The organism is Corynebacterium pseudotuberculosis (assembly GCF_002155265.1).
GTDB classification, from domain to species: domain Bacteria; phylum Actinomycetota; class Actinomycetes; order Mycobacteriales; family Mycobacteriaceae; genus Corynebacterium; species Corynebacterium pseudotuberculosis.
In genome coordinates this window covers 223034-241693 of record NZ_CP021251.1, presented here as the reverse complement: position 1 = coordinate 241693, position 18660 = coordinate 223034, and the positions used below count along the sequence as shown (strand labels likewise).

The following is an 18660-nucleotide window of genomic DNA, read 5'->3' as shown; positions in this document are numbered from 1 at the left end:
TCAGCCACCACAGTAGAAAGCTGTGGCGGCTGAATACTAACATGCGGTGGGCGTCGAAAAGCCTACCTGTGCAAACACCCGCCTCCTGCACAGAAAACATCCTGCTCTAGTAGAGTTTTTCCCATGGCCTCGTCTCGCTCGCAATGTTCCTTGCCGCAAAACAAAAAGACCCATTCCACTGCGTCCATAGTGGCAGGTGCTCTTCATGCTCTCTCCTGGATCGCTCTCATCCTGGTGTGCTTCTTTGCATTCAAAAATGGCCACTTTTCGGAGCAGATCATAGGGCTTAGCTTCATTGCCGTAGCAGCCACCGGAATCTGGGTGGCAATCTGCGGGGTTAACCGCCGGCGAAACAACTAATCTGCGCCTAAATATCTTTAGGTGCGCACTGAAAGATCCATTCTGAGGCTTGTGCGAAAATAGTCGCTGTTTTATGTAGCAGAACTAAGCCTATACAAAAGAAAATCCCAGCTAGAAAGGTTAATCTAGCTGGGATTTTGTGGAGCCGCCTGCGAGAATCGAACTCGCGACCTTTTCATTACGAGTGAAGCGCTCTACCGACTGAGCTAAGGCGGCTGGCTTAACGCAATAGCGTCACGTCCGCGGATAAGCTTACAACATAGCGGTCAAAACTTTAAAACGAAGTGCGTAGGTGTCACAATCTTCGCTCATTTCTCACTTAGTGCGCTCCACAGGCCAGCCGAATACGTCCGATCATTGCATCGAAAGCCACTTCTGGGCGAACATTGTGATTAATGTGCTCCCGGCATAGATTTATCGCATCTACACAGGCAACCAGCCCTTCGGCGCTTACCCGCTGCGCCAATTCCTCTGCTAGGCCGACCATATCGGGATGAGTCCGAGGCACGTCTGCGTGCGAGCTGATCATGATAGCGTCACGATACAACCCCGCTAGGTCCACAAGAGACAGATCCAGACTGTCGCGAATTGCTCGCGTCCTCCGTTTTTTCTGTTTTTCCTCTAAATCGCGCACGAAAGCTTCATATCCTCGCAAAGCCTTATGCACGCCTTTGCCTCGGGCGCCCATGCCCAGTGAGTTGCGTAGTTTATCTAGCTCTGCGTCGTTTTCTTGCGACAATTGCTCCTCTACTTGCTTTGTCACAGTTTTCACGATTCCGGTCACCGCTTGGAATGCCTGGTCACCGTGGAAAACAAGCTCAGCCATGTTCAATATGCTCGCGCGGCGGCGCTGCGCCTCAACATCGCGGGCCAACCAGCGAGCCCGCCCAATGTGACCGCCGGAGGAAGCTGCTGCCAGCCGTGCGTCTTCTTCTGTAATTGACCCATCGCGGGTAAGCACAGCCACTACTTGCTCCGTGGTCGGTTGCGGAACATACACGTGGCGGCTTCTAGAAAGCAGCGTTGGGATAATGTCTGTTGGATCCGTGGAGGGGGCGCACAGCATGATCACGGTATGCGCGGGGGGCTCTTCTACAGTTTTGAGAAGGGCGTTGGCGGCGCCGTCGGTAAGCCTGTCCGCATTATCCAGGATTACCACGCGCCATCGTCCTACCGTGGGACGTTTTGCAGCTGGTTCAACGACTTCCGCACGCATCGTTTCCACAGAGATAGACAGCTCGCGGGGAACAATATGCACTACATCGGCATGCGCGTTTGCCATCACTGAACGGCACTGCGGGCACCGACCGCAACCGGCCACATGGGGATCCTCGCATTCCAGTGCCGCTGCAAACGCTACCGCCGCCACCGAACGCCCTGAGCCAGGAGCCCCCGTGAACAACCAGGCATGAGTCATTGCACTGCCGTCCTCATGCGCTCGCGCCGCATACGCCGCAGTTCGGAGGGCCGGTGCAATGTGCTCGCTCACGCCCATATGCGAGAAGATGTCGTTGGTGCTCATCGTTAACAAGAGTATCGCTAGTTTTGTATGACCGTTAAAGTAGTGGCATGACCAGAATGTGGCGCGCCTTTAAATGGCTCTTTGGCACATCGTGGCCGCTGTACGCCACCACCGTCCTCGGCTCTAATGTGCTGGGCGCAGTTGGTGTCATGCTGTTTTTGCGATACCTCGTACCCCTGCCAGAATTTGCGGCTTTTACCAAAGGAACCAGTTACCTCCCCACCCTGGGAATCAGTTACTTAGTGGTGGCGGTCGCCTTTGGCATCGTGGTGACGTTCAGGTTGTTCCGCCCGGTCCTGGATTGGCAACGCCACCCAGAGATTCACGACCCCAACATGGTCCGAAACCTTGTCATGCGCATTCCCTTTTACCAATCAACTCTGTGCGCCTTGGTATGGCTTATTGGCATCGTGATCCTGGCGGTAGCTTCCGCGCAAACCTCGCTACGTTTGTCTTTGGCCATTATCGTCGCCACGGCCTTGAGCGGGTCTGTTGTCATTGTTTTGACGTATCTTGAGGCCGAGCGCCTGGTACGGCCTGTAGCAGCTACTGCGCTGGCCCGCCGGTTTGAAGACTCTACTCTTGAGCCGCCCATCGCTTCTCGTCTGCGGCTCACGTGGTTGTTAACTTCAGCTGTCCCCATCGTCGGAGTGCTTCTCATGATCGCGGGCTACTACGCGGGGCTCTTTGGCAATAACATCCGAGACATTATCCCGGCTGTTCTCACGCTCTCCCTTGTGGCACTTGTTACTGGATTCCTAGGTACAACCTTGTCCATTATGAGTGTTGTAGACCCCATCCTGGAGTTACAGGGGGCAATCAACAGAGTGCGTCGAGGAGAAAGCGACGTCCAGGTAGACATCTACGATGGTTCCGAGCTCGGCGTACTGCAGGCAGGCTTCAACGAGATGATGCGAGGTCTCAACGAGCGCCAGCGCGTCCGCGACATCTTTGGGCGCTATGTGGGTACTGAAGTCGCCCGTCGAGCGCTTGAAGAAAAACCCCAGCTGGGTGGCGAGGACAGAGAAGTAGCGGTGATCTTTGTCGACGTCATCGGCTCCACCACCTTTGCCGTCAACCATGACCCGGAAGAGGTCGTGGCAGAATTAAACAAGTTTTTTGAACATGTAGTCGGTGTAGTTCACCGGAACAAAGGCAGCATTAATAAATTCCAAGGAGACGCCGCACTGGCGGTTTTCGGAGCCCCTATTACGCTTTCCGACGCCACGGGGCATGCGCTCACCGCCGCACGCGAGCTGCGGCAAGAACTCAGTGGGCTGCGCCTTGAAGCCGGCATTGGGGTTGCGTCTGGTCACGTTGTTGCAGGAAATATCGGCGGTCTTGATCGTTTTGAATACACAGTTATCGGAGACGCCGTGAATACCGCAGCCCGTCTCACCGAGATAGCCAAGAACACTCCTGGCCGTGTTCTGACCAACGCTGCAACGTTAAAGAAGGCCAACGAGGCGGAGCAAGCGCGCTGGACGCTTATGAAGTCCGTAGAACTCCGAGGACGCAGCATGATGACACAGCTTGCACGTCCCATCCGACCTACGCTCGCGGATCGTTCTTAACCCAAAAATATCCATACACTGTTCATTCTCCCGTGTAGGTAGGCATGTTTCCTCAAAAACATTCCTACCTACATTGTTTATCTATCAACCGAATGGACTTTTACCGGGCCTCAGTTCTACGCTAAATCCGATCTTTTGTGATTCTTGCGTGTTTGTCAGCTTTCTGTGAACCGCGCATCTTTCCCCACATACTAGGAAGGAAATGTCGTGTCTGACACCGACATTGCGAAACCATCGACGGGTTCCAGCATCCGCGAACTTACTTTGCGCGCCGTAATCATCGGCGGCCTCATTACTCTTGTCTTTACGGCCGCCAATGTTTATCTGGGGCTAAAAGTTGGTATTACTTTTGCCACATCTATCCCCGCTGCTGTTATCTCGATGGCGATTCTGCGTCGTTTTGCAGGGCACACCATCCAAGAAAACAACGTCGTTCAAACGATCGCATCTGCAGCTGGCACACTGTCCGCCATTATCTTTGTCCTCCCCGGTCTCATCATGGTCGGATGGTGGAGCGGTTTTCCTTATTGGACTACAGCTTTTGTCTGCGCAATTGGCGGCGTCCTTGGCGTTATGTACTCCATTCCGTTGCGTCGCGCTCTGGTCACCGGCTCTGATCTTCCCTACCCCGAGGGCGTAGCCGCAGCCGAGGTCCTTAAAGTTGGTAACGACGCCGGCAACGCTGAAGAATACGAAGGCAATAAAAAAGGCCTCGCCGTAATCGTCTGGGGCGGTATCGCTTCTGTTGGTTACTCTCTGCTGACAGCGATGAAGGGAGTAGCAGGGGAAGTCTCCACTACTTTTAAAGTAGGTGCTGGTGGAACCATGTTTGGTTCCAGCCTGTCCCTCGCCCTCATTGGAGTAGGACACCTGGTTGGCCCTGCCGTCGGTATCTCTATGATCGTTGGACTTCTGATCTCCTACGGCGTATTATTTCCTTATTTCTCTGCTGCTCCTTTAGCGGAAGGCGGCGAGCTTGCTAGCGTAGTCAATTCGACTTTCGTCGGTGAGGTTCGCTTTGTCGGTGCCGGTGCTATGGCAGTAGCTGCAGTATGGACTCTGATCAAGATCATCGGCCCCATTGTCAAGGGAATCAAAGAATCCCTGGCTTCCTCTCGCACACGTGCCGCAGGAGGCGACGTCGATCTCACCGAACGCGATATTCCGTTCAAGTTAGTTGTTGGCACCATCTTGGCCTCCATGCTGCCAGTGAGCGCCTTGCTCTATCTCTTCATTCACGCATCAGAGATTGCTCATCACACAGCAACGCTCGTTATCTTCAGCATCGTATTCGTTCTGCTCATTGGTCTCATCGTTGCCTCTGTATGCGGTTACATGGCTGGACTCATTGGCGCACCCAACTCCCCGATCTCTGGTGTAGGCATCATCGTTGTTCTAGCATCAGCCTTGCTAATCAAGGTGGTCACCGGATCTGAGTCTGATACCAATGCCCCAGCTCTAGTTGCATACACGCTCTTCACTTCTGCGGTGGTCTTTGGCATCGCTACGATCTCAAATGACAATCTGCAAGATCTTAAAACTGGTCAGCTTGTTAATGCCACCCCGTGGAAGCAGCAGGTAGCACTGATCATCGGTGTTATCTTCGGCTCAATCATCATCCCTCCCGTTCTACAACTCATGCTCGACGGCTTTGGCTTTGTAGGTATGGAAGGAGCAGGTGACAACGCCCTAGCAGCTCCTCAGGCGGCACTACTTTCCTCTGTAGCAGAGGGCATCTTCGGCGATTCCCTCAACTGGAACCGCATCGGGCTCGGCGCCATTATCGGGGTCATCGTCATCATCATCGACGAGTTGCTCAAGCGCACCAAAGGCTGGAGCCTTCCTGCTCTCTCCGTGGGCATGGGCATCTATCTCCCCATCGCGCTCACTGCCATCATTCCGGTAGGTGCATTCATCGGCTACTTCTACGATAAGTGGGCAAAGAAACAAAGTAATCCGGAGTTTTCCAAGCGCATGGGCATTCTACTTGCCACCGGCGTGATCGTAGGTGAGTCCCTCTTTAGCGTGCTCAATGCCGCTATGGTCGGAGGAACCGGTATGGAAGCGCCACTTGCGATCTTTGGTTATGGCGAAAATGTTGCCACCGGCGTAGGCATCATAGTGTTCGTTCTCCTGGTAGTTTCACTCTACCGCTGGGTACGCAGCAAAGCCTCAGAATAAAACATAAGAGGGCCCCTCTGAATGAACTTCTATAGTTCTATCAGAGGGGCTTTTTGCATTCGCCGGGAAGCCAAAGAGCGTACATGCCTAGATATAAAATTAGCCCCTCTTACAAAGGGGCTAATTTCAGTAACCTATTTCTTACGTCCAGCTTTGACCACTCGTTTTGTAGTCTTTGCAGGTTTTTTCACGGCTTTTTTCGCCGTGGTTTTCTTGGTGGACTTCTTCGCAGCTTTTTTCGTAGCTTTCTTTTCTGCGCCACCGTCCGCAGCCTCCTTGGCACGGCGTTCCGAAAGTAGCTCGTTAGCACGAGCGTCTGTAAGCTCCGTGGGGTCGTCGCCTCGTCGCAAAGAAGCATTGGTAGTGCCATCGGTTACATAAGGCCCAAAACGTCCATCACGCACGGACATTGGCTTGCCGGAGACGTCATTATCGCCTAGTTCTTTAATCACAGACTGGGAGGTAGCGCCTCGGCCGCGTCGTTTAGGCTCAGCGTAAATTCGGCGGGCCTCATCCAGAGTGATAGTAAAGATTTGCTCTTCGCTGGCCAGCGAGCGCGAGTCATTACCCTTTTTCAGGTAGGGGCCATAGCGACCGTTCTGCGCGGTAATGGGTGCATTATCGCTAGGATCAACTCCCACCTCGCGTGGCAAGGACAAAAGCTGGAGGGCTTGCTCAAGCGTAACTGTGGCTGGCTCCATATCCTTGAACAGTGAGGCGGTGCCTGGCTTCAGAGTCTCATCGACGATCTCAGCGATCCGCTTTTCTTTCTGCTTAACTGCAGTTTTAGTCTCCCAGTTCTTGGCGCGTTTGCCTTCGGCAGCACGCTGCTCATCCTCAGCTTTGCGCTCAGAGGCGACGATCTCCTCTGCTTTGGCTTCCACCTGAGCACGCTCATCATCGTTAACCAACTCGGTGACGTAAGGCCCAAAACGCCCTTCCTTGGCCACAATCATGCGATCGTTCTTGGGGTTTCTGCCCAGCTCACGGCCAGATTGCGGAGTCGCAAACAGTTTCTCCGCCACATCGAGGGTCAGCTCGTCTGGGGTGGTGGTGTCTGAGAGATTGGCGCGCTGATACTCGGCCTCGCCATCAGCACTGACGCCGATCTGCCGTTCGATATAGGGGCCGTACCGACCAACGCGGACATTAACGGCACGGCCTTCTGAGTCTTGGAAGAGTTCTAAGGAGTTAACCAAACGCGCGTCAATATGCTCGAGGTTGTCGCCGACAAGTGCTTTAAGCCCGCCGTGACGTGCAATAGATTCTGCGGTGGCATCGGAGGCTGCGGCATCTCCAAAATAGAAGCCAGTGAGCCACTCAGTACCGTCTTCTCGTCCTGCGGCGATATCATCCAGCTCATCTTCCATCGACGAGGTGAAATCGTAGTCGACAAGAGCAGAGAAGCTCTTCTCTAAAAGACCGACAACCGCAAAAGCTACCCAGCTTGGGACCAGAGCATTACCGCGGGAGTAAACGTATCCGCGATCTTGAATGGTCTTGATGATCGAGGCATACGTCGATGGGCGTCCGATGCCCAGCTCCTCCATTTTTTTCACCAACGACGCCTCTGTATAGCGCGCAGGCGGATTGGTGGAGTGCTCGTCGACTTCCAGCTTGTTCACGTCTAAGGCATCGCCCTCAGCGAGACGAGGCAGGTGACGCTCGGCGTTATCGGCAAGGTCGCGGCCGTCGGAAAGCTTGGTGATTTCCACGTATGCGCGCAGGAAGCCGGGGAACGTGATTGTTCGTCCAGTAGCGGAGAACTCAGCGTTCTTTCCCGCAATGGTCACCTTCATGGATGTGCCCTTGGCGTCTGCCATTTGGGAAGCTACGGTGCGCTGCCAGATGAGCTCGTAGAGTTTAAATTCCTCGGCATCGAGCTGGGCGTGCAGCTCTCCAGGGGTAGCAAAATGCTCTCCTGCCGGACGGATAGCCTCGTGAGCCTCCTGTGAGTTCTTTACTTTTCGGTCATAACGACGCGGCCCTTCTGCCACATAATCATTCCCGTAAAGCGAAATAGCTTGTTCCCGAGCCGCTTTTAAGCCTTGCTCCGACAGCGTCGTGGAATCCGTACGCATATAAGTGATATGGCCGTTTTCATACAGACGTTGCGCGATACGCATCGTGCGCTCAGAGGTAAAGTGCAGCTTGCGTCCAGCTTCTTGCTGCAAAGTTGAAGTCATAAACGGCGCATAAGGGCGACGAGTGTAAGGCTTTTCTTCTACCTTGGCCACGTTCATTGGAGCGCCTGTCAGCTCCGCAACCAATGCCTCAGCGCGTTGCTTATTCACGACCACCGCGTCGCCTTTAAGCTCGCCACGGTCGTTAAAATCGCGGCCCGTAGCCACGCGTTTGCCGTCGACAGAGGTAAGACGGCCAGTGAATTGATGTGGATTGCCATCCGTATCAGGCTTACCCGTATCAAATTCCGCCTCAATGTCCCAGTATTCGGCGGATACAAAAGCCATACGCTCACGCTCCCGCTCAACGATCACGCGGGTAGCCACCGACTGAACGCGGCCAGCAGAAAGCCGCGGCATGACTTTCTTCCACAGCACAGGGGAGACCTCATAGCCATAGAGACGATCGAGGATACGACGAGTCTCCTGCGCGTCGACCAGGTTCGCGTCCAACTCACGAGTGTTCTCCGCAGCAGCCAGAATCGCCGGTTTAGTGATCTCATTGAACACCATGCGCTTCACGGGCACTTTAGGCTTGAGAACCTCAAGCAAGTGCCACGCGATGGCTTCCCCCTCGCGGTCGGGGTCTGTGGCCAGTAGGAGTTCGTCGACAAGCTTAAGCTTTTGCTTGAGATCGGCGACTTTCTTCTTCTTGTCCGGGCTAACCACATACAAAGGCGCAAAGCCGTTCTCTGTGTTCACACCAAGCCGGGCCCACGGCTCCTTTTTGTACTTAGTGGGAACATCTGCAGCGCCTCGCGGGAGATCGCGAATGTGCCCCACGGAGGCCTCGACTATGTAGTCGTCGCCTAAGTAAGGGGCAATTTTCTTAGCCTTCGTCGCAGACTCGACGATCACAAGGCGCTTAGGTCCGCTCTTTTCAGCCATAAAAGGTGAAAACCTCAATTCACAAAAAGCACGATAAAAATGCGTTGGCACCTTATAGTACGGGTCTACTACGCACCTTTGTCCAACGCAAGCATCCAAAAACACTAATAAGGCAGGAAAAGGCATTTCTCCTTCCCCCCTTATCGGATGGCTCGATTATAAAAAAGTACCCCCGGCGGTCATCTTATGACCACCAGAGGCACTAAAGCTTGTAGGCGCTACACACTCCTCTTAAGAGGAATTACAGAGCGTGAACCTGCTGAGCCTGAGGACCTTTAGCTCCCTCGCCGATCTCGAACTCAACCTTCTGGTTCTCTTCGAGTGTGCGGAAGCCATTGCCCTGAATCTCAGAGTAATGAACGAAAACATCAGCGGAGCCATCGTCCGGTGCGATGAAGCCGAAACCTTTTTCAGCGTTGAACCACTTCACAGTTCCCTGTGCCATATTTAAAACCTTACTTCTAGAATTTTCGGTGAATACCGAATTGCAGTGGAGCCGTTCATCCTCACACCTCGGAAACACCACGAACTTTCATGTTGGAAAGCCCGCAGATCACCTCTGTAAAAATGCCACCAACCGTTAGCTGGATTCGGCGACCACTGCCTAGTGTGTCATGTTTAAGCGCTCAGCGATAGGTTATTTAAAAAATGCTAGATTATTGCAGGTCGCACTAAAATAATTAAGGATTTCCCATGGCCGAAGCTAACCCCAATATGGGGTATCAATTGGGCCAAGAGCTCGCTTCCATCGTGGCAGACAGGTATCCCAACTCCACGTGTACGCACCTCGAAACCACCCCAGCCAAGCCAGCGCGCTACGCAGATTGGCCAGAATGGGTCTATCCCCCGGTTAAAGAAGCCCTTATAAGCCGAGGCATCCAACGGTTGTACGCTCACCAGCAAGAAGTCGCACACAATGCATGGGAGAAAATAGACACCGTCATTGCAACAGGTACCTCCTCCGGTAAATCACTGGGTTATCAGCTCCCCATACTTTCTTGTCTTGCATACGACTCCACCGCATGCGCTATTTATCTCACCCCTACAAAGGCACTCGGCTCAGATCAGCTCAATGCAGTAACAGCGCTATTGCAAGAAGCCCAAACCTTAGGGGGCGACGCACTAGACTCTGTTCACCCCGCGCCTTACGACGGCGACACGCCCTCCGATGCCCGCTCCGGTATCCGCGAGCAGTCCCGCTTCATCTTCACCAATCCTGACATGCTCCACGCCGGGATTCTCCCCAATCATCAGCGTTGGGCACGGCTATTCCGGCATCTGCGATTTATCGTGATCGACGAATGCCACTCTTACCGAGGAGTCTTCGGCGCTGGAGTCTCCCTTGTGCTACGGCGGCTCCTCCGGATAGCTTCCCGCTATGGAAGCACTCCCACAGTGATCTTGGCATCAGCTACGAGCAACAACCCTGCCGAACATGCCGAGTTGCTCCTCGGGCGTCCCGTATGCGCAGTCACCACAGATTCAGCCCCCACCGGTGCACGCACCATCATGTTGTGGGAACCAGGCTTTCTCGATGGCGTGGAAGGCGAGCATGGTGCTCCCGTGCGACGCGCAGCGTCGTCGGAAGCCGCCAGCATCATGGCTACTCTCATCGCAGAAGGCGCACGAACCCTTACTTTTGTTCGCTCCCGACGCCAAGCCGAACTCACCGCTTTGCGTTGCGCAGAGGAACTTTCTTACCACGGACGCCCTGATCTGGCGCCTCGTATCTCAGCTTATCGAGCCGGCTATCTGGCCGAAGATCGCCGCAGAATCGAAGAGCAGTTAGATAATGGCCAGCTGCTCGGCGTAGCCAGTACCAATGCATTAGAACTCGGTATAGACGTAGGCGGGCTCGACGCAGTAGTAACCGCGGGCTTCCCTGGAACCGTCGCTAGCTTTTGGCAGCAAGCAGGTCGAGCTGGTCGGCGTGGTCAAGGGTCCTTAGTCACTCTCGTAGCTCGTGATGAACCCATGGACACGTATTTGGTCCATCATCCAGAGGCCCTTCTTGGCAGGCCTATCGAGCGCACTGTATTCAACCCACACAATCCACATATTCTGGCAGGCCATCTCTGTTGCGCCGCGTTAGAAGCTCCGCTTTCCGACGCGGAGATTAACTCCCTCGGGGCGCAGCAGGTAGCTGAACGCTTAGAGCGCGAAGGATTGCTGAAACACCGTCGCCACGGATGGTTTGCTGTTGAAAAACCTGGTGAGCCATCCGCACATGAGTTGGTAAGCCTACGAGGGTCCGGATCTGCCATCACCATTGTGGATGAAACCGACGGCCGGGTCTTGGGCACCATCGAACAGACTCGGGCGGTCTCTCAAGTTCATCCTGGTGCTGTTTACCTCCACCGGGGAGAGAGTTTTATCATTAGCAGCCTCGACCTTGAGCAACACCTTGCGCTAGCCCACCCTGATGCCCCTGATCACAGCACCTACGCCCGAAGTACCACAGACATCCGCATATTAGGTGAGGTAGACAAGGTTGCCAATCCCGCACCTGGCCTGTGGGTTTCCAACTTAAATGTGGAAGTCACCGACAGAGTCACAGGCTACGTGGTTAAAGCGCCAGACGGATCGGTTCTAGACGTAGTATCACTCCAGATGCCTCCGCAAACGCTCATCACACGCGCAGTTGCTTACACGATTGATCCACTTATTTTGGATCAATTAGGCATCACCGATGTTCCCGGCGCGCTGCACGCCGCTGAGCATGCGGCGATCGGCATCCTTCCACTTATTGCTACCTGCGACCGCTGGGATATTGGCGGTGTGTCCACAGAGATGCACCCAGACACTGGGCTACCCACCGTATTCGTTTACGACGGACACCCTGGCGGCGCGGGGTTTACCGATTGCGGTTATGAGCGCTTTCCCGAGTGGATTGCCACCACCTTTGACGCGATCCGATCATGCTCCTGTGAGTCTGGATGCCCATCATGCGTTCAGTCGCCTAAGTGCGGCAACGGAAACAGTCCATTGGACAAAGGTGGCGCAGTCGCACTGCTTGGTTCCATATGCACGATGCTCGGTGTCACTCCTTAGCCAAAGTTCTCTGCGTTTATCGGGTCCCTGCTCATAAGGGCCCCGCTCGTGCTTTCGCTGTTTGTTGTCCTACCTTGGTTTCCACGATGACGTCATTGTGGATCTGAATACAGTCAATAAGCACTGCATCATTAAGCGCTGCTACTCTCTGTGTTTGTTCACAGGCGACTAGTCCTTGCGTTGCGGCAGTCGCCCCTGCGATTGCGGAGAGATCTGCCGTATTTTGGGCGGTGTGCTGATCTAAAACGGAATTGGCGATTATTACAAAGCACAACAACACAGCAGAGAATGCCACCATTATTCCTGCTCCTAGAATTGTTGCATTTCCATCCTGATTGGAGATAGCTAGTCGAAGTTTTTTCATGGCTGCTCCTTGGGAAAAATCGCAGTGGCGGTTCGGGTTCCCAACGGGCTCGGAACACGCGCTGTAGCAGTAATCAATCCACCGGATTCGGAGAAATCAATTGTTCCTCGCGGAGCTGTAAACTCCACGCCTATGGCACGAGCCCGTGCAGCAGCACCCGCATTATCAATCGCAGTTAATTGTGCAGCGACACTAACAATCCCGCTGCACATCGCTGCTGCAAGAATAATGAGTGCCGCTGACACGATTGCTGTTTCTATGGTGCTCATGAGCGCTTAATTAACCTGGAGTTTTGTTCAAAGCATTCGTGATTATGCCTTCCAGAGCGGTTGATACCGAGCCACTCGTAGCAACTAAATACAGCGCACCCGCCAAAGCTGCGGCGGCCAGTGCACCCATGGCGTACTCGATAGTGGTCATCCCGTCTTCGTTATCAACGAGTTTGTGACAGTTATGGATAAAAGCAGTAAACATGTTGTTCCTTTTCTTTGTTCTTTTGGTTGTTCAGTTTTTTGTTTTGCCAATCGCCTTTGATGGATCAAGAAAAAATCCCAATTCCCAAGCTGATGACCACTGGTGCAAGTCCGAGCAAGAAGAATGCGGGAAGAAAACATACGGTCAACGGCAATGCAATGAGCACTCCCGCACGTTCTGCTCGGGCGAGACTTAGATCTGATGCCCGTGCGCGTAATTGTCGTGCCAATCTCTCACACGCCTCAGCCAAAGTCGCTCCCGATCTCTCTGAAGCTCGCGCCACTGTTACCAGGTCCCCTAACGCGGGATGCTCTGCAAGGCTCTGCCATGCGCGCTCAGCGGGCATCCCCATCTCCAGCATCATTGCTACCTCCAGCCAACCGCTTCTGACCCGAGCGTCTCTGGGTGATGATTCCTCTGTCGCTGCAACGGCAAAAGCGGATTGTGAAGGTGTCAAACCTGATTGCACACAAGCGGCGAAAAGATCCAGCTGGTAGGCGCTTTTACGGAGAAAATCACTCGATAACCGATCTGCGAAAAGCTTGTGCAGTAGTGCATCCCAGTATCTTTGTACCCCGCAAGGTATTTTCTGAGGACCATCACGCGCACGATAGATTCGCTGTACAACATCGGGCCGTTTGATGCTGGCCGCTAATGCTATTAATGCCATCGCAATAACCGTGATCATCGCGCTTTCTCCATAATCGCCTGGCTCCACAGGTTCCCTACGCAGACCAATAGAGTTCCCAGTATTAAAAGCACTGCTCCGATACGTGTGTGAAACAAAAATCCCAAAGCATTCACGCCCATTCCTCGACCTAAAAGAATCCCTACAAAAGGCAGTGCAGTGAGGATGTAAGCCGTGGCCTTAGCACCTTGCAGGGCAGCTTGGGTGCGTTCTGCATGGCGCAGATCTTCATCCAGTGAGGCCCTGTTTTTCTCTAATAAAGGCGCCAGCGCAATCCCGTACCGTTCACTCAAGCGCCAGGCATGGGTTATTTTCTCAATGCCATGGATAGCAAGAGCACGTTGCTGCCAATATGCGGATGCGGATCCCCCAATGCGCGAGCTTCTCGACGCCGCCATGAGGGTATCTTTCAATGCCGATTCAGGAAGGTTCTGAGCCACGTTTTCTAAAGCAACAGAAGCTTCAACCCCCGCCCGTAGATCCCCGGCGAGACTCCCCAATGCAGTTGATATTTCCTCTTGTTCCCGGCGTTGAGATGCCTCTAATCTCCGCTTATTCCAGGAATTCACGATTGTAGCCACGATGAGAGCTCCTGAAACCACGAGGGGAATGTGATGCCGAAGAGGAAAAATTAGGGCCACTACAAGGATCACGCTTATAGCTTTCTTCTGCCATTGTCGTGTGGCTTTCTTGCCTACAACCCGCCGTTTCGGGGAGGGAGATGCTGATACCCAGGCGGCAGCTGCAAGCATTATGAAAGATTCCACGAGGGCGCTCCTTGCATTGTGTCGTCCCACACCAGATGCACTTCAAGCGGGTATCCCCGAAGAACACCGATCTGCTGAAGCCGTCTCCCCTGCCGGGTTCGCTTCATGGCCAAGACCACAGGTGAAGCCGCTGCGAGTTGGGAATGCAAAGCTTGCCGATCAAGACCGCCAAGAGCTGCTAGAGCTTCAATCCGGGCTGGCACTTCTTGCAGCGAATTGGCGTGCAGGGTTCCTGCGCATCCCTCGTGTCCGGTATTGAGGGCCGCGAGCAAATCGACCACCTCTGGACCACGTATTTCTCCGAGAACAATGCGATCTGGCCTCATCCGAAGAGCCTGACGCAACAAAGTGGTCATTGTTATCTCGCCGCTACCTTCAGTGTTTTTAGCCCTAGAGACAAGCGACACCACGTGAGGATGTGCGGGTCGGAGTTCCGCAGTATCTTCAATGCACACTATGCGTTCTCCTGGGTCTACTTGAGCAAGCAGGGCGCTCAGCAGTGTCGTTTTCCCGCTTCCCGTCCCACCAACAACCAAAAAGGGTTTGCGCAGCGCAATCATCTCTTGCAGACCACCAGCTACTTCTGGGCTAAAAGTTCCCGTTGCGGTGAGCTGTTTTATCGTCGTTGTTGCTTGTCTGAGGACCCTGAGGGAAAGGCAGGTACCGCTTTCCGACGGCGGGCTCAATACCGCATGAACACGAATACTTGTGGCGTCATCCCTGGTGATTCGTCCGTCGCCAAAGCAATGTGAATGATCAAGCCTGCTGCCGGATGCTACTAAGAATCTGGTGGCCAATCGCCTGACTTCATCATCCGAGGCAAAAGCTACGTCGGCGCGTTCCAGTCCCTGTCCGCGATCAAACCACACTCCCGTGGTTCCGTTGACCACGATATCGGTCACTCCGGGGATAACCAGAAGTCTCTCTAGTTGGCCGATCCCAACGGAGTCGTATCTCAGTTGTCTAAGCAACGAGATCATGTCTACGTCGCTTATTACTCCGTGTGCTTCTTGTCTGACCAGACTCGCAAGCGATGCAGAATCTGCCAACCCTGGATCTTCAGCGATTCTGCGCTGAACGCGTGCTACCACGTCTTGATGGTTCATCATGCTGCCTGAGCTTCTTCCAGCACTGCCGTCGCTGCAGCCTTGAGGCTGCGTGGCAAAGGCGACGAAAGACCCGTGTATTCGGTGGTTTTTGTCAGCCGCGACAGATTTCCTATCTCCGCTACAACATCGAGGTGCGCTGCTCGTTCAACATCACTGGCATCCACCGATGACCATAAGCGGTGCCGCAGCACGCCGACGACTTTGATGTTGCGGGCGCGCATCTGTTGAACCAATCTTTCTGCTGCGACCGCGCGAATTTCGGCGGGGATGCACAGCACTACGCAATCGGCGGCGTCGAGAGCGGAATCGGCAATACTCGTTTCGCGTAAAAGGTCCACAACCACGCTGGTGTGGCCATGCAGGCTCCGAATAACTGCATTGAATGTTGCGTCATCAATAGTGTGCGCGTCATTGCCACGGGCCACCGTGAGGACGGGAAGCCCCTGAGAGGTCTTAGGAAACGCCGCAATGAGGTCGTCAGAACGCACATCACCTTGGCGTAATGCCAGGTCATTCCACCTCATACCCGGTGATTCCTCTATGCCTAGGAGAAGATCCACACCTCCAGAAGAAGGATCTGCATCAATGAGCACAGCGTTCTCACAATTGAGCGCTATAGCGCTGGCAAGAGTTGATGTCCCCGACCCACCGACGGCACCCATAACCGCTATCACAATGCCTTCCGCTGGTGGCGGATCATCGTCTCTACCAAGCGCTTTGAGTAATTCTGGCGCTTGCGCCGGCACAACGTATGCTGCCTCTGCATGGCACGCCATGGCTAGTTGCCAATCGATGGGTCCAGGTTCTGCAGCGAGAAGAAAACGCCGAGTACCAGCGGGAAGCGTTGCTGCGTGCGGAGCCGTTGTTGCGTCGACAAGCACGGCAGCAGCCCGATGAGCATGGCGAGTAATTTCCCGGGGGTCAGTGCTATCGATCATGGGTCGCCCCGTAGCTGCGACTATATGCACGGCTTCAGGGTGAACAATGGGATCCGTTACTGCTATGAGTACTGGTGCTGGCTTCATAGCTGATAGCTTTCATGCAACGCCGGCTTACGACGAGTGTGTGTAAAGGGCTTCTGTGGATAACACGATTCTCGTCTCGATTTTTCTAATTTCTGTGGATAACTCCCCGACCGGGTTGCGTAATGGGAGGGTGTTAGTCCGTTTGTGTACGGGGGCTGATTTACAAGTACGAGGCAAACCGGTCGGGGCATACCACGGAACAAACTTCTCCCATGCGTCGCGCTAACTGTAAAATCCCTGGTAGCGACTAAGACAGACTTTCGATCTGATAGACATATCTACTATTTATCTCGCCTACGTCAAGCGCTACTTTCTAGACTCCCCGAATCAGGTGCTGCAGGTTTTGGCAGAGGCCAGTTTTAATGAGAAAGAGATTTTAAGGTGGACTGAGAAGGGGAAAAAGGTAAACCATGAAATTTGGTACGAGGAAATCCCACTAGACAAGTCCTCTCATTCTTCCAGCTTGCCGGGCGAAATTCCCGTCTATTTTAATGGTTGTTCTTTCAATGAGGGGTGGGATCAAGATTTCCATACAACGGTCGCTTAAACATACAAAAGGGCGGCTCGCGCTAGGGGGGTAAGGACGAGCCGCCACCCGGCCACAGGGGGGGCGGGCCGGGGCAGGCCACACTGTATATCGGGGCCTTGCACTCGCAATTATTGCACAAACCACAGCAACAGGCAATACTCCGCGAGACATCGAGCGCATTTTTTCTTTTCAATACACCTTCAGTACACCTCTAGTCAGCCGCTAAAGCGTCGTCGCCGCATCACACGCCTGACATTTTTGCTCGTAACGGCATAAAAACAGCTACAATCGCTGACACTATGGCACATTCATCCGAGCACCCCCGCCCCGGAGCATCACACGATGATTCCACCCCTGGTTCCGGCATGATATTTCCCGCCGATTCTTCCAAAGTTGTCGCTTTTTTTGACTTAGATAAGACAATCATCGCGACTTCCTCCGTCTATGTGTACGGCCGAGAGTTTCTCCATTCAGGATTGATCTCCCCCGTCACCGCTTTGCAGATTTCCATAGCAAAAGCCACCTACATGATCGCCGGCCACAGTAGCGAGCAGATGGATACGACTCGGGATCAATTAGCTCAGATGATTGTTGGCTGGAGCGAGGAGCAGGTAAAAGCCATCGCAACGGAAACGATGCATTCATTGGTCACTCCCACCTTCTATGCAGAAGCCCGCGAGCTCATCCGCATGCATCAGGAGGCCGGCCACGATGTGGTGATCATCTCCGCGTCAGCTCGTATTTTGGTGGAGCCAATCGCCCAGGAACTGGGAGTGGAAAACGTGGTCGCCACAGAGCTAGTGGTTGAAGACGGCAAATTTACTGGAGAGATGCCCTTTTATTGCAAGGGAGAGATGAAAGCACAGGCGATTGCAGAACTCACACAACAACGGGGATACGACCTAGATTCTAGCTTTGCGTATTCTGATTCGGTCACGGATCTTCCGATGCTCGAAGCTGTCGGCCACCCGATTGTGGTGAACCCGGACCGGGCGCTGCGTCGAATAGCTACGGAGAAGGGCTGGGAAATCCGCACGTTCAAAAACCCTGTTCCCCTTTTTCCAAAGCCCACGATGCGGGAAGTCCAGATCGGCACGGGTGTCGCTGCCGGAGTCGCCGCGATGCTGGGAGGCGTGGTGTGGTGGAATAAGCGGACAGATAAGCGCACCTAAACGCACTTAGCTTGCCGACGCCCCTCTCCTTCCCGCAGATCCATCACCGAGCCGCAGCTGCGATGGATTCTGCTTCCTCCGCGCCGGCTATCATCGCTTTGAGATACAGCTCTATAAATTTCACCGCTTGTTCCTGGCCTGCTGTGAAGTGCGCTGCACTCGCTTGATACTCAACTCGGTGCCTGCGCAGATAGGTTTCTGGTACGCATAAACCACGAGGATCAAGACCAAAAGTGACCGCTGCGCTACGAGCTGCAACGCGTGCCACGAGCGCGCTTCTAGGACCAAAAGCTGCACGTCCGATGATCTCCCCATGCACAACAGCCGGTAGCAGAGCCGGATTGGGGCCCGATGTGATCACGCGAGCTAGGACTTCAAGTTCCATGGACGCAGAGGTAGGCCTGCCTGGCCCTCCCGCCAGAGCGTCTATGCGGGCAAGGACTTGGAGTGGCGCACGGAGAAAGGTTCTCGATGTTTGTTCGATCACAGCTGGCGCGAGCACACTGTACCCACTGATGTGGTACTTCTCCCCTACTTTGGGATCAAGCGCAGCACTAGTCCGCGCGCCCCGCAGTATTGATTCCGAGGAGGTAACGTCATACTTGCGCAGGTTAACTGGCCTACGATGAACTGCAGCGATGCCATCTGTAGCACGTTGAGAGAGTGCTTTAATTTCACCGGATGCGAGTAGGTGGTCCAGGGTTGCCATGAGTTTTAATACTACAAATGCACAACAATCTATCTAGTAAATTCACCTTCACGCGCGTTTCGTG

The 18660-nt window shown here is 54.0% G+C and carries 16 protein-coding genes and 1 tRNA gene; 5 read left to right on the top strand and 12 right to left on the bottom strand.

Annotated elements, in window-relative coordinates:
- Window positions 1-123: 123 nt before the first annotated feature.
- Window positions 124-360 carry a hypothetical protein gene (locus tag CpATCC19410_RS01195; RefSeq protein WP_014400945.1) on the top strand — a complete coding sequence of 79 codons (237 nt, stop codon included), beginning with the start codon at window positions 124-126 and terminating at the stop codon, window positions 358-360.
- Between the two features lie 140 nt (window positions 361-500).
- Here the strand turns inward: CpATCC19410_RS01195 and CpATCC19410_RS01190 are convergent.
- Window positions 501-576: transfer RNA gene (locus tag CpATCC19410_RS01190), tRNA-Thr, on the bottom strand.
- Between the two features lie 103 nt (window positions 577-679).
- Window positions 680-1882, bottom strand: coding sequence for a DNA polymerase III subunit delta' (locus CpATCC19410_RS01185; protein WP_013241088.1), 1203 nt, complete (start codon window positions 1880-1882; stop codon window positions 680-682).
- A 47-nt stretch (window positions 1883-1929) separates the two neighbouring features.
- Here CpATCC19410_RS01185 and CpATCC19410_RS01180 point away from each other — a divergent pair, with 47 nt between their 5' ends.
- Window positions 1930-3456: an adenylate/guanylate cyclase domain-containing protein gene (locus tag CpATCC19410_RS01180; RefSeq protein WP_013241087.1), complete on the top strand. Its 1527-nt coding sequence runs from the start codon at window positions 1930-1932 to the stop codon at window positions 3454-3456.
- Window positions 3457-3663: 207 nt separating this feature from the next.
- A complete protein-coding gene (locus tag CpATCC19410_RS01175) occupies window positions 3664-5637 on the top strand; it encodes an OPT family oligopeptide transporter (RefSeq protein ID WP_014400943.1) in 1974 nt (657 codons plus the stop codon).
- A 134-nt stretch (window positions 5638-5771) separates the two neighbouring features.
- On the opposite strand, the gene topA is transcribed toward CpATCC19410_RS01175, so the two are convergent.
- Together topA and CpATCC19410_RS01165 are read right to left on the bottom strand one after the other, a co-directional pair.
- Window positions 5772-8708 (bottom strand): type I DNA topoisomerase, encoded by a 2937-nt coding sequence (gene topA / locus CpATCC19410_RS01170; protein ID WP_014522099.1) that lies wholly within the window; start codon window positions 8706-8708, stop codon window positions 5772-5774.
- A gap of 241 nt (window positions 8709-8949) precedes the next feature.
- The gene (locus CpATCC19410_RS01165; RefSeq protein ID WP_013241084.1) at window positions 8950-9153 is read right to left on the bottom strand and encodes a cold-shock protein; all 204 of its coding nucleotides are present in this window, start codon (window positions 9151-9153) and stop codon (window positions 8950-8952) included.
- 248 nt (window positions 9154-9401) lie between these two features.
- On the opposite strand from CpATCC19410_RS01165, the gene CpATCC19410_RS01160 reads away from it, so the two are divergent.
- On the top strand, window positions 9402-11759 hold the full coding sequence (locus tag CpATCC19410_RS01160; RefSeq protein ID WP_013241083.1) for a Zn-binding domain-containing protein: 2358 nt from the start codon (window positions 9402-9404) through the stop codon (window positions 11757-11759).
- Window positions 11760-11790: 31 nt separating this feature from the next.
- Here CpATCC19410_RS01160 and CpATCC19410_RS01155 read toward each other — a convergent pair whose 3' ends face one another.
- From CpATCC19410_RS01155 to ssd, 7 genes are all read right to left on the bottom strand, one after another.
- Window positions 11791-12123, bottom strand: coding sequence for an Rv3654c family TadE-like protein (locus CpATCC19410_RS01155; RefSeq protein ID WP_013241082.1), 333 nt, complete (start codon window positions 12121-12123; stop codon window positions 11791-11793).
- The gene (locus CpATCC19410_RS01150) at window positions 12120-12392 is read right to left on the bottom strand and encodes a hypothetical protein (RefSeq protein WP_013241081.1); all 273 of its coding nucleotides are present in this window, start codon (window positions 12390-12392) and stop codon (window positions 12120-12122) included. Before CpATCC19410_RS01150 ends, CpATCC19410_RS01155 begins: the two co-directional genes overlap by 4 nt.
- Before the next feature lie 10 nt (window positions 12393-12402).
- Window positions 12403-12597: a DUF4244 domain-containing protein gene (locus CpATCC19410_RS01145; RefSeq protein ID WP_013241080.1), complete on the bottom strand. Its 195-nt coding sequence runs from the start codon at window positions 12595-12597 to the stop codon at window positions 12403-12405.
- Window positions 12598-12661: 64 nt separating this feature from the next.
- Window positions 12662-13285: a type II secretion system F family protein gene (locus CpATCC19410_RS01140; RefSeq protein WP_013241079.1), complete on the bottom strand. Its 624-nt coding sequence runs from the start codon at window positions 13283-13285 to the stop codon at window positions 12662-12664.
- Entirely contained in the window at window positions 13282-14037 is a 756-nt protein-coding gene (locus CpATCC19410_RS01135) for a type II secretion system F family protein (RefSeq protein ID WP_014300419.1), read from the bottom strand. The genes CpATCC19410_RS01140 and CpATCC19410_RS01135 overlap by 4 nt, the downstream gene beginning before the upstream one ends.
- A complete protein-coding gene (locus CpATCC19410_RS01130; RefSeq protein WP_013241077.1) occupies window positions 14037-15161 on the bottom strand; it encodes a TadA family conjugal transfer-associated ATPase in 1125 nt (374 codons plus the stop codon). The genes CpATCC19410_RS01135 and CpATCC19410_RS01130 overlap by 1 nt, the downstream gene beginning before the upstream one ends.
- Window positions 15158-16186, bottom strand: a complete 1029-nt coding sequence (gene ssd, locus CpATCC19410_RS01125; protein ID WP_014400939.1) for a septum site-determining protein Ssd — start codon at window positions 16184-16186, stop codon at window positions 15158-15160. Before ssd ends, CpATCC19410_RS01130 begins: the two co-directional genes overlap by 4 nt.
- Before the next feature lie 828 nt (window positions 16187-17014).
- Here ssd and CpATCC19410_RS01115 point away from each other — a divergent pair.
- Window positions 17015-17887, top strand: coding sequence for an HAD family hydrolase (locus CpATCC19410_RS01115; protein WP_013241074.1), 873 nt, complete (start codon window positions 17015-17017; stop codon window positions 17885-17887).
- A gap of 43 nt (window positions 17888-17930) precedes the next feature.
- Here the strand turns inward: CpATCC19410_RS01115 and CpATCC19410_RS01110 are convergent, their stop codons facing one another.
- Window positions 17931-18596: a hypothetical protein gene (locus CpATCC19410_RS01110; protein ID WP_013241073.1), complete on the bottom strand. Its 666-nt coding sequence runs from the start codon at window positions 18594-18596 to the stop codon at window positions 17931-17933.
- Window positions 18597-18660 lie beyond the last annotated feature (64 nt).

What these genes read in the sequence shown, in the direction of transcription:
- CpATCC19410_RS01155 (WP_013241082.1), bottom strand. Translation starts at nt 12,123, where the DNA reads ATGAAAAAACTTCGACTAGCTATCTCCAATCAGGATGGAAATGCAACA.
- CpATCC19410_RS01110 (WP_013241073.1), bottom strand. Translation starts at nt 18,596, where the DNA reads ATGGCAACCCTGGACCACCTACTCGCATCCGGTGAAATTAAAGCACTC.
- ssd (WP_014400939.1), bottom strand. Translation starts at nt 16,186, where the DNA reads ATGAAGCCAGCACCAGTACTCATAGCAGTAACGGATCCCATTGTTCAC.
- CpATCC19410_RS01140 (WP_013241079.1), bottom strand. Translation starts at nt 13,285, where the DNA reads ATGATCACGGTTATTGCGATGGCATTAATAGCATTAGCGGCCAGCATC.
- CpATCC19410_RS01165 (WP_013241084.1), bottom strand. Translation starts at nt 9,153, where the DNA reads ATGGCACAGGGAACTGTGAAGTGGTTCAACGCTGAAAAAGGTTTCGGC.
- CpATCC19410_RS01130 (WP_013241077.1), bottom strand. Translation starts at nt 15,161, where the DNA reads ATGATGAACCATCAAGACGTGGTAGCACGCGTTCAGCGCAGAATCGCT.
- CpATCC19410_RS01160 (WP_013241083.1), top strand. Translation starts at nt 9,402, where the DNA reads ATGGCCGAAGCTAACCCCAATATGGGGTATCAATTGGGCCAAGAGCTC.
- CpATCC19410_RS01115 (WP_013241074.1), top strand. Translation starts at nt 17,015, where the DNA reads ATGGCACATTCATCCGAGCACCCCCGCCCCGGAGCATCACACGATGAT.
- topA (WP_014522099.1), bottom strand. Translation starts at nt 8,708, where the DNA reads ATGGCTGAAAAGAGCGGACCTAAGCGCCTTGTGATCGTCGAGTCTGCG.
- CpATCC19410_RS01150 (WP_013241081.1), bottom strand. Translation starts at nt 12,392, where the DNA reads ATGAGCACCATAGAAACAGCAATCGTGTCAGCGGCACTCATTATTCTT.
- CpATCC19410_RS01185 (WP_013241088.1), bottom strand. Translation starts at nt 1,882, where the DNA reads ATGAGCACCAACGACATCTTCTCGCATATGGGCGTGAGCGAGCACATT.
- CpATCC19410_RS01195 (WP_014400945.1), top strand. Translation starts at nt 124, where the DNA reads ATGGCCTCGTCTCGCTCGCAATGTTCCTTGCCGCAAAACAAAAAGACC.
- CpATCC19410_RS01180 (WP_013241087.1), top strand. Translation starts at nt 1,930, where the DNA reads ATGACCAGAATGTGGCGCGCCTTTAAATGGCTCTTTGGCACATCGTGG.
- CpATCC19410_RS01135 (WP_014300419.1), bottom strand. Translation starts at nt 14,037, where the DNA reads ATGCTTGCAGCTGCCGCCTGGGTATCAGCATCTCCCTCCCCGAAACGG.
- CpATCC19410_RS01145 (WP_013241080.1), bottom strand. Translation starts at nt 12,597, where the DNA reads ATGTTTACTGCTTTTATCCATAACTGTCACAAACTCGTTGATAACGAA.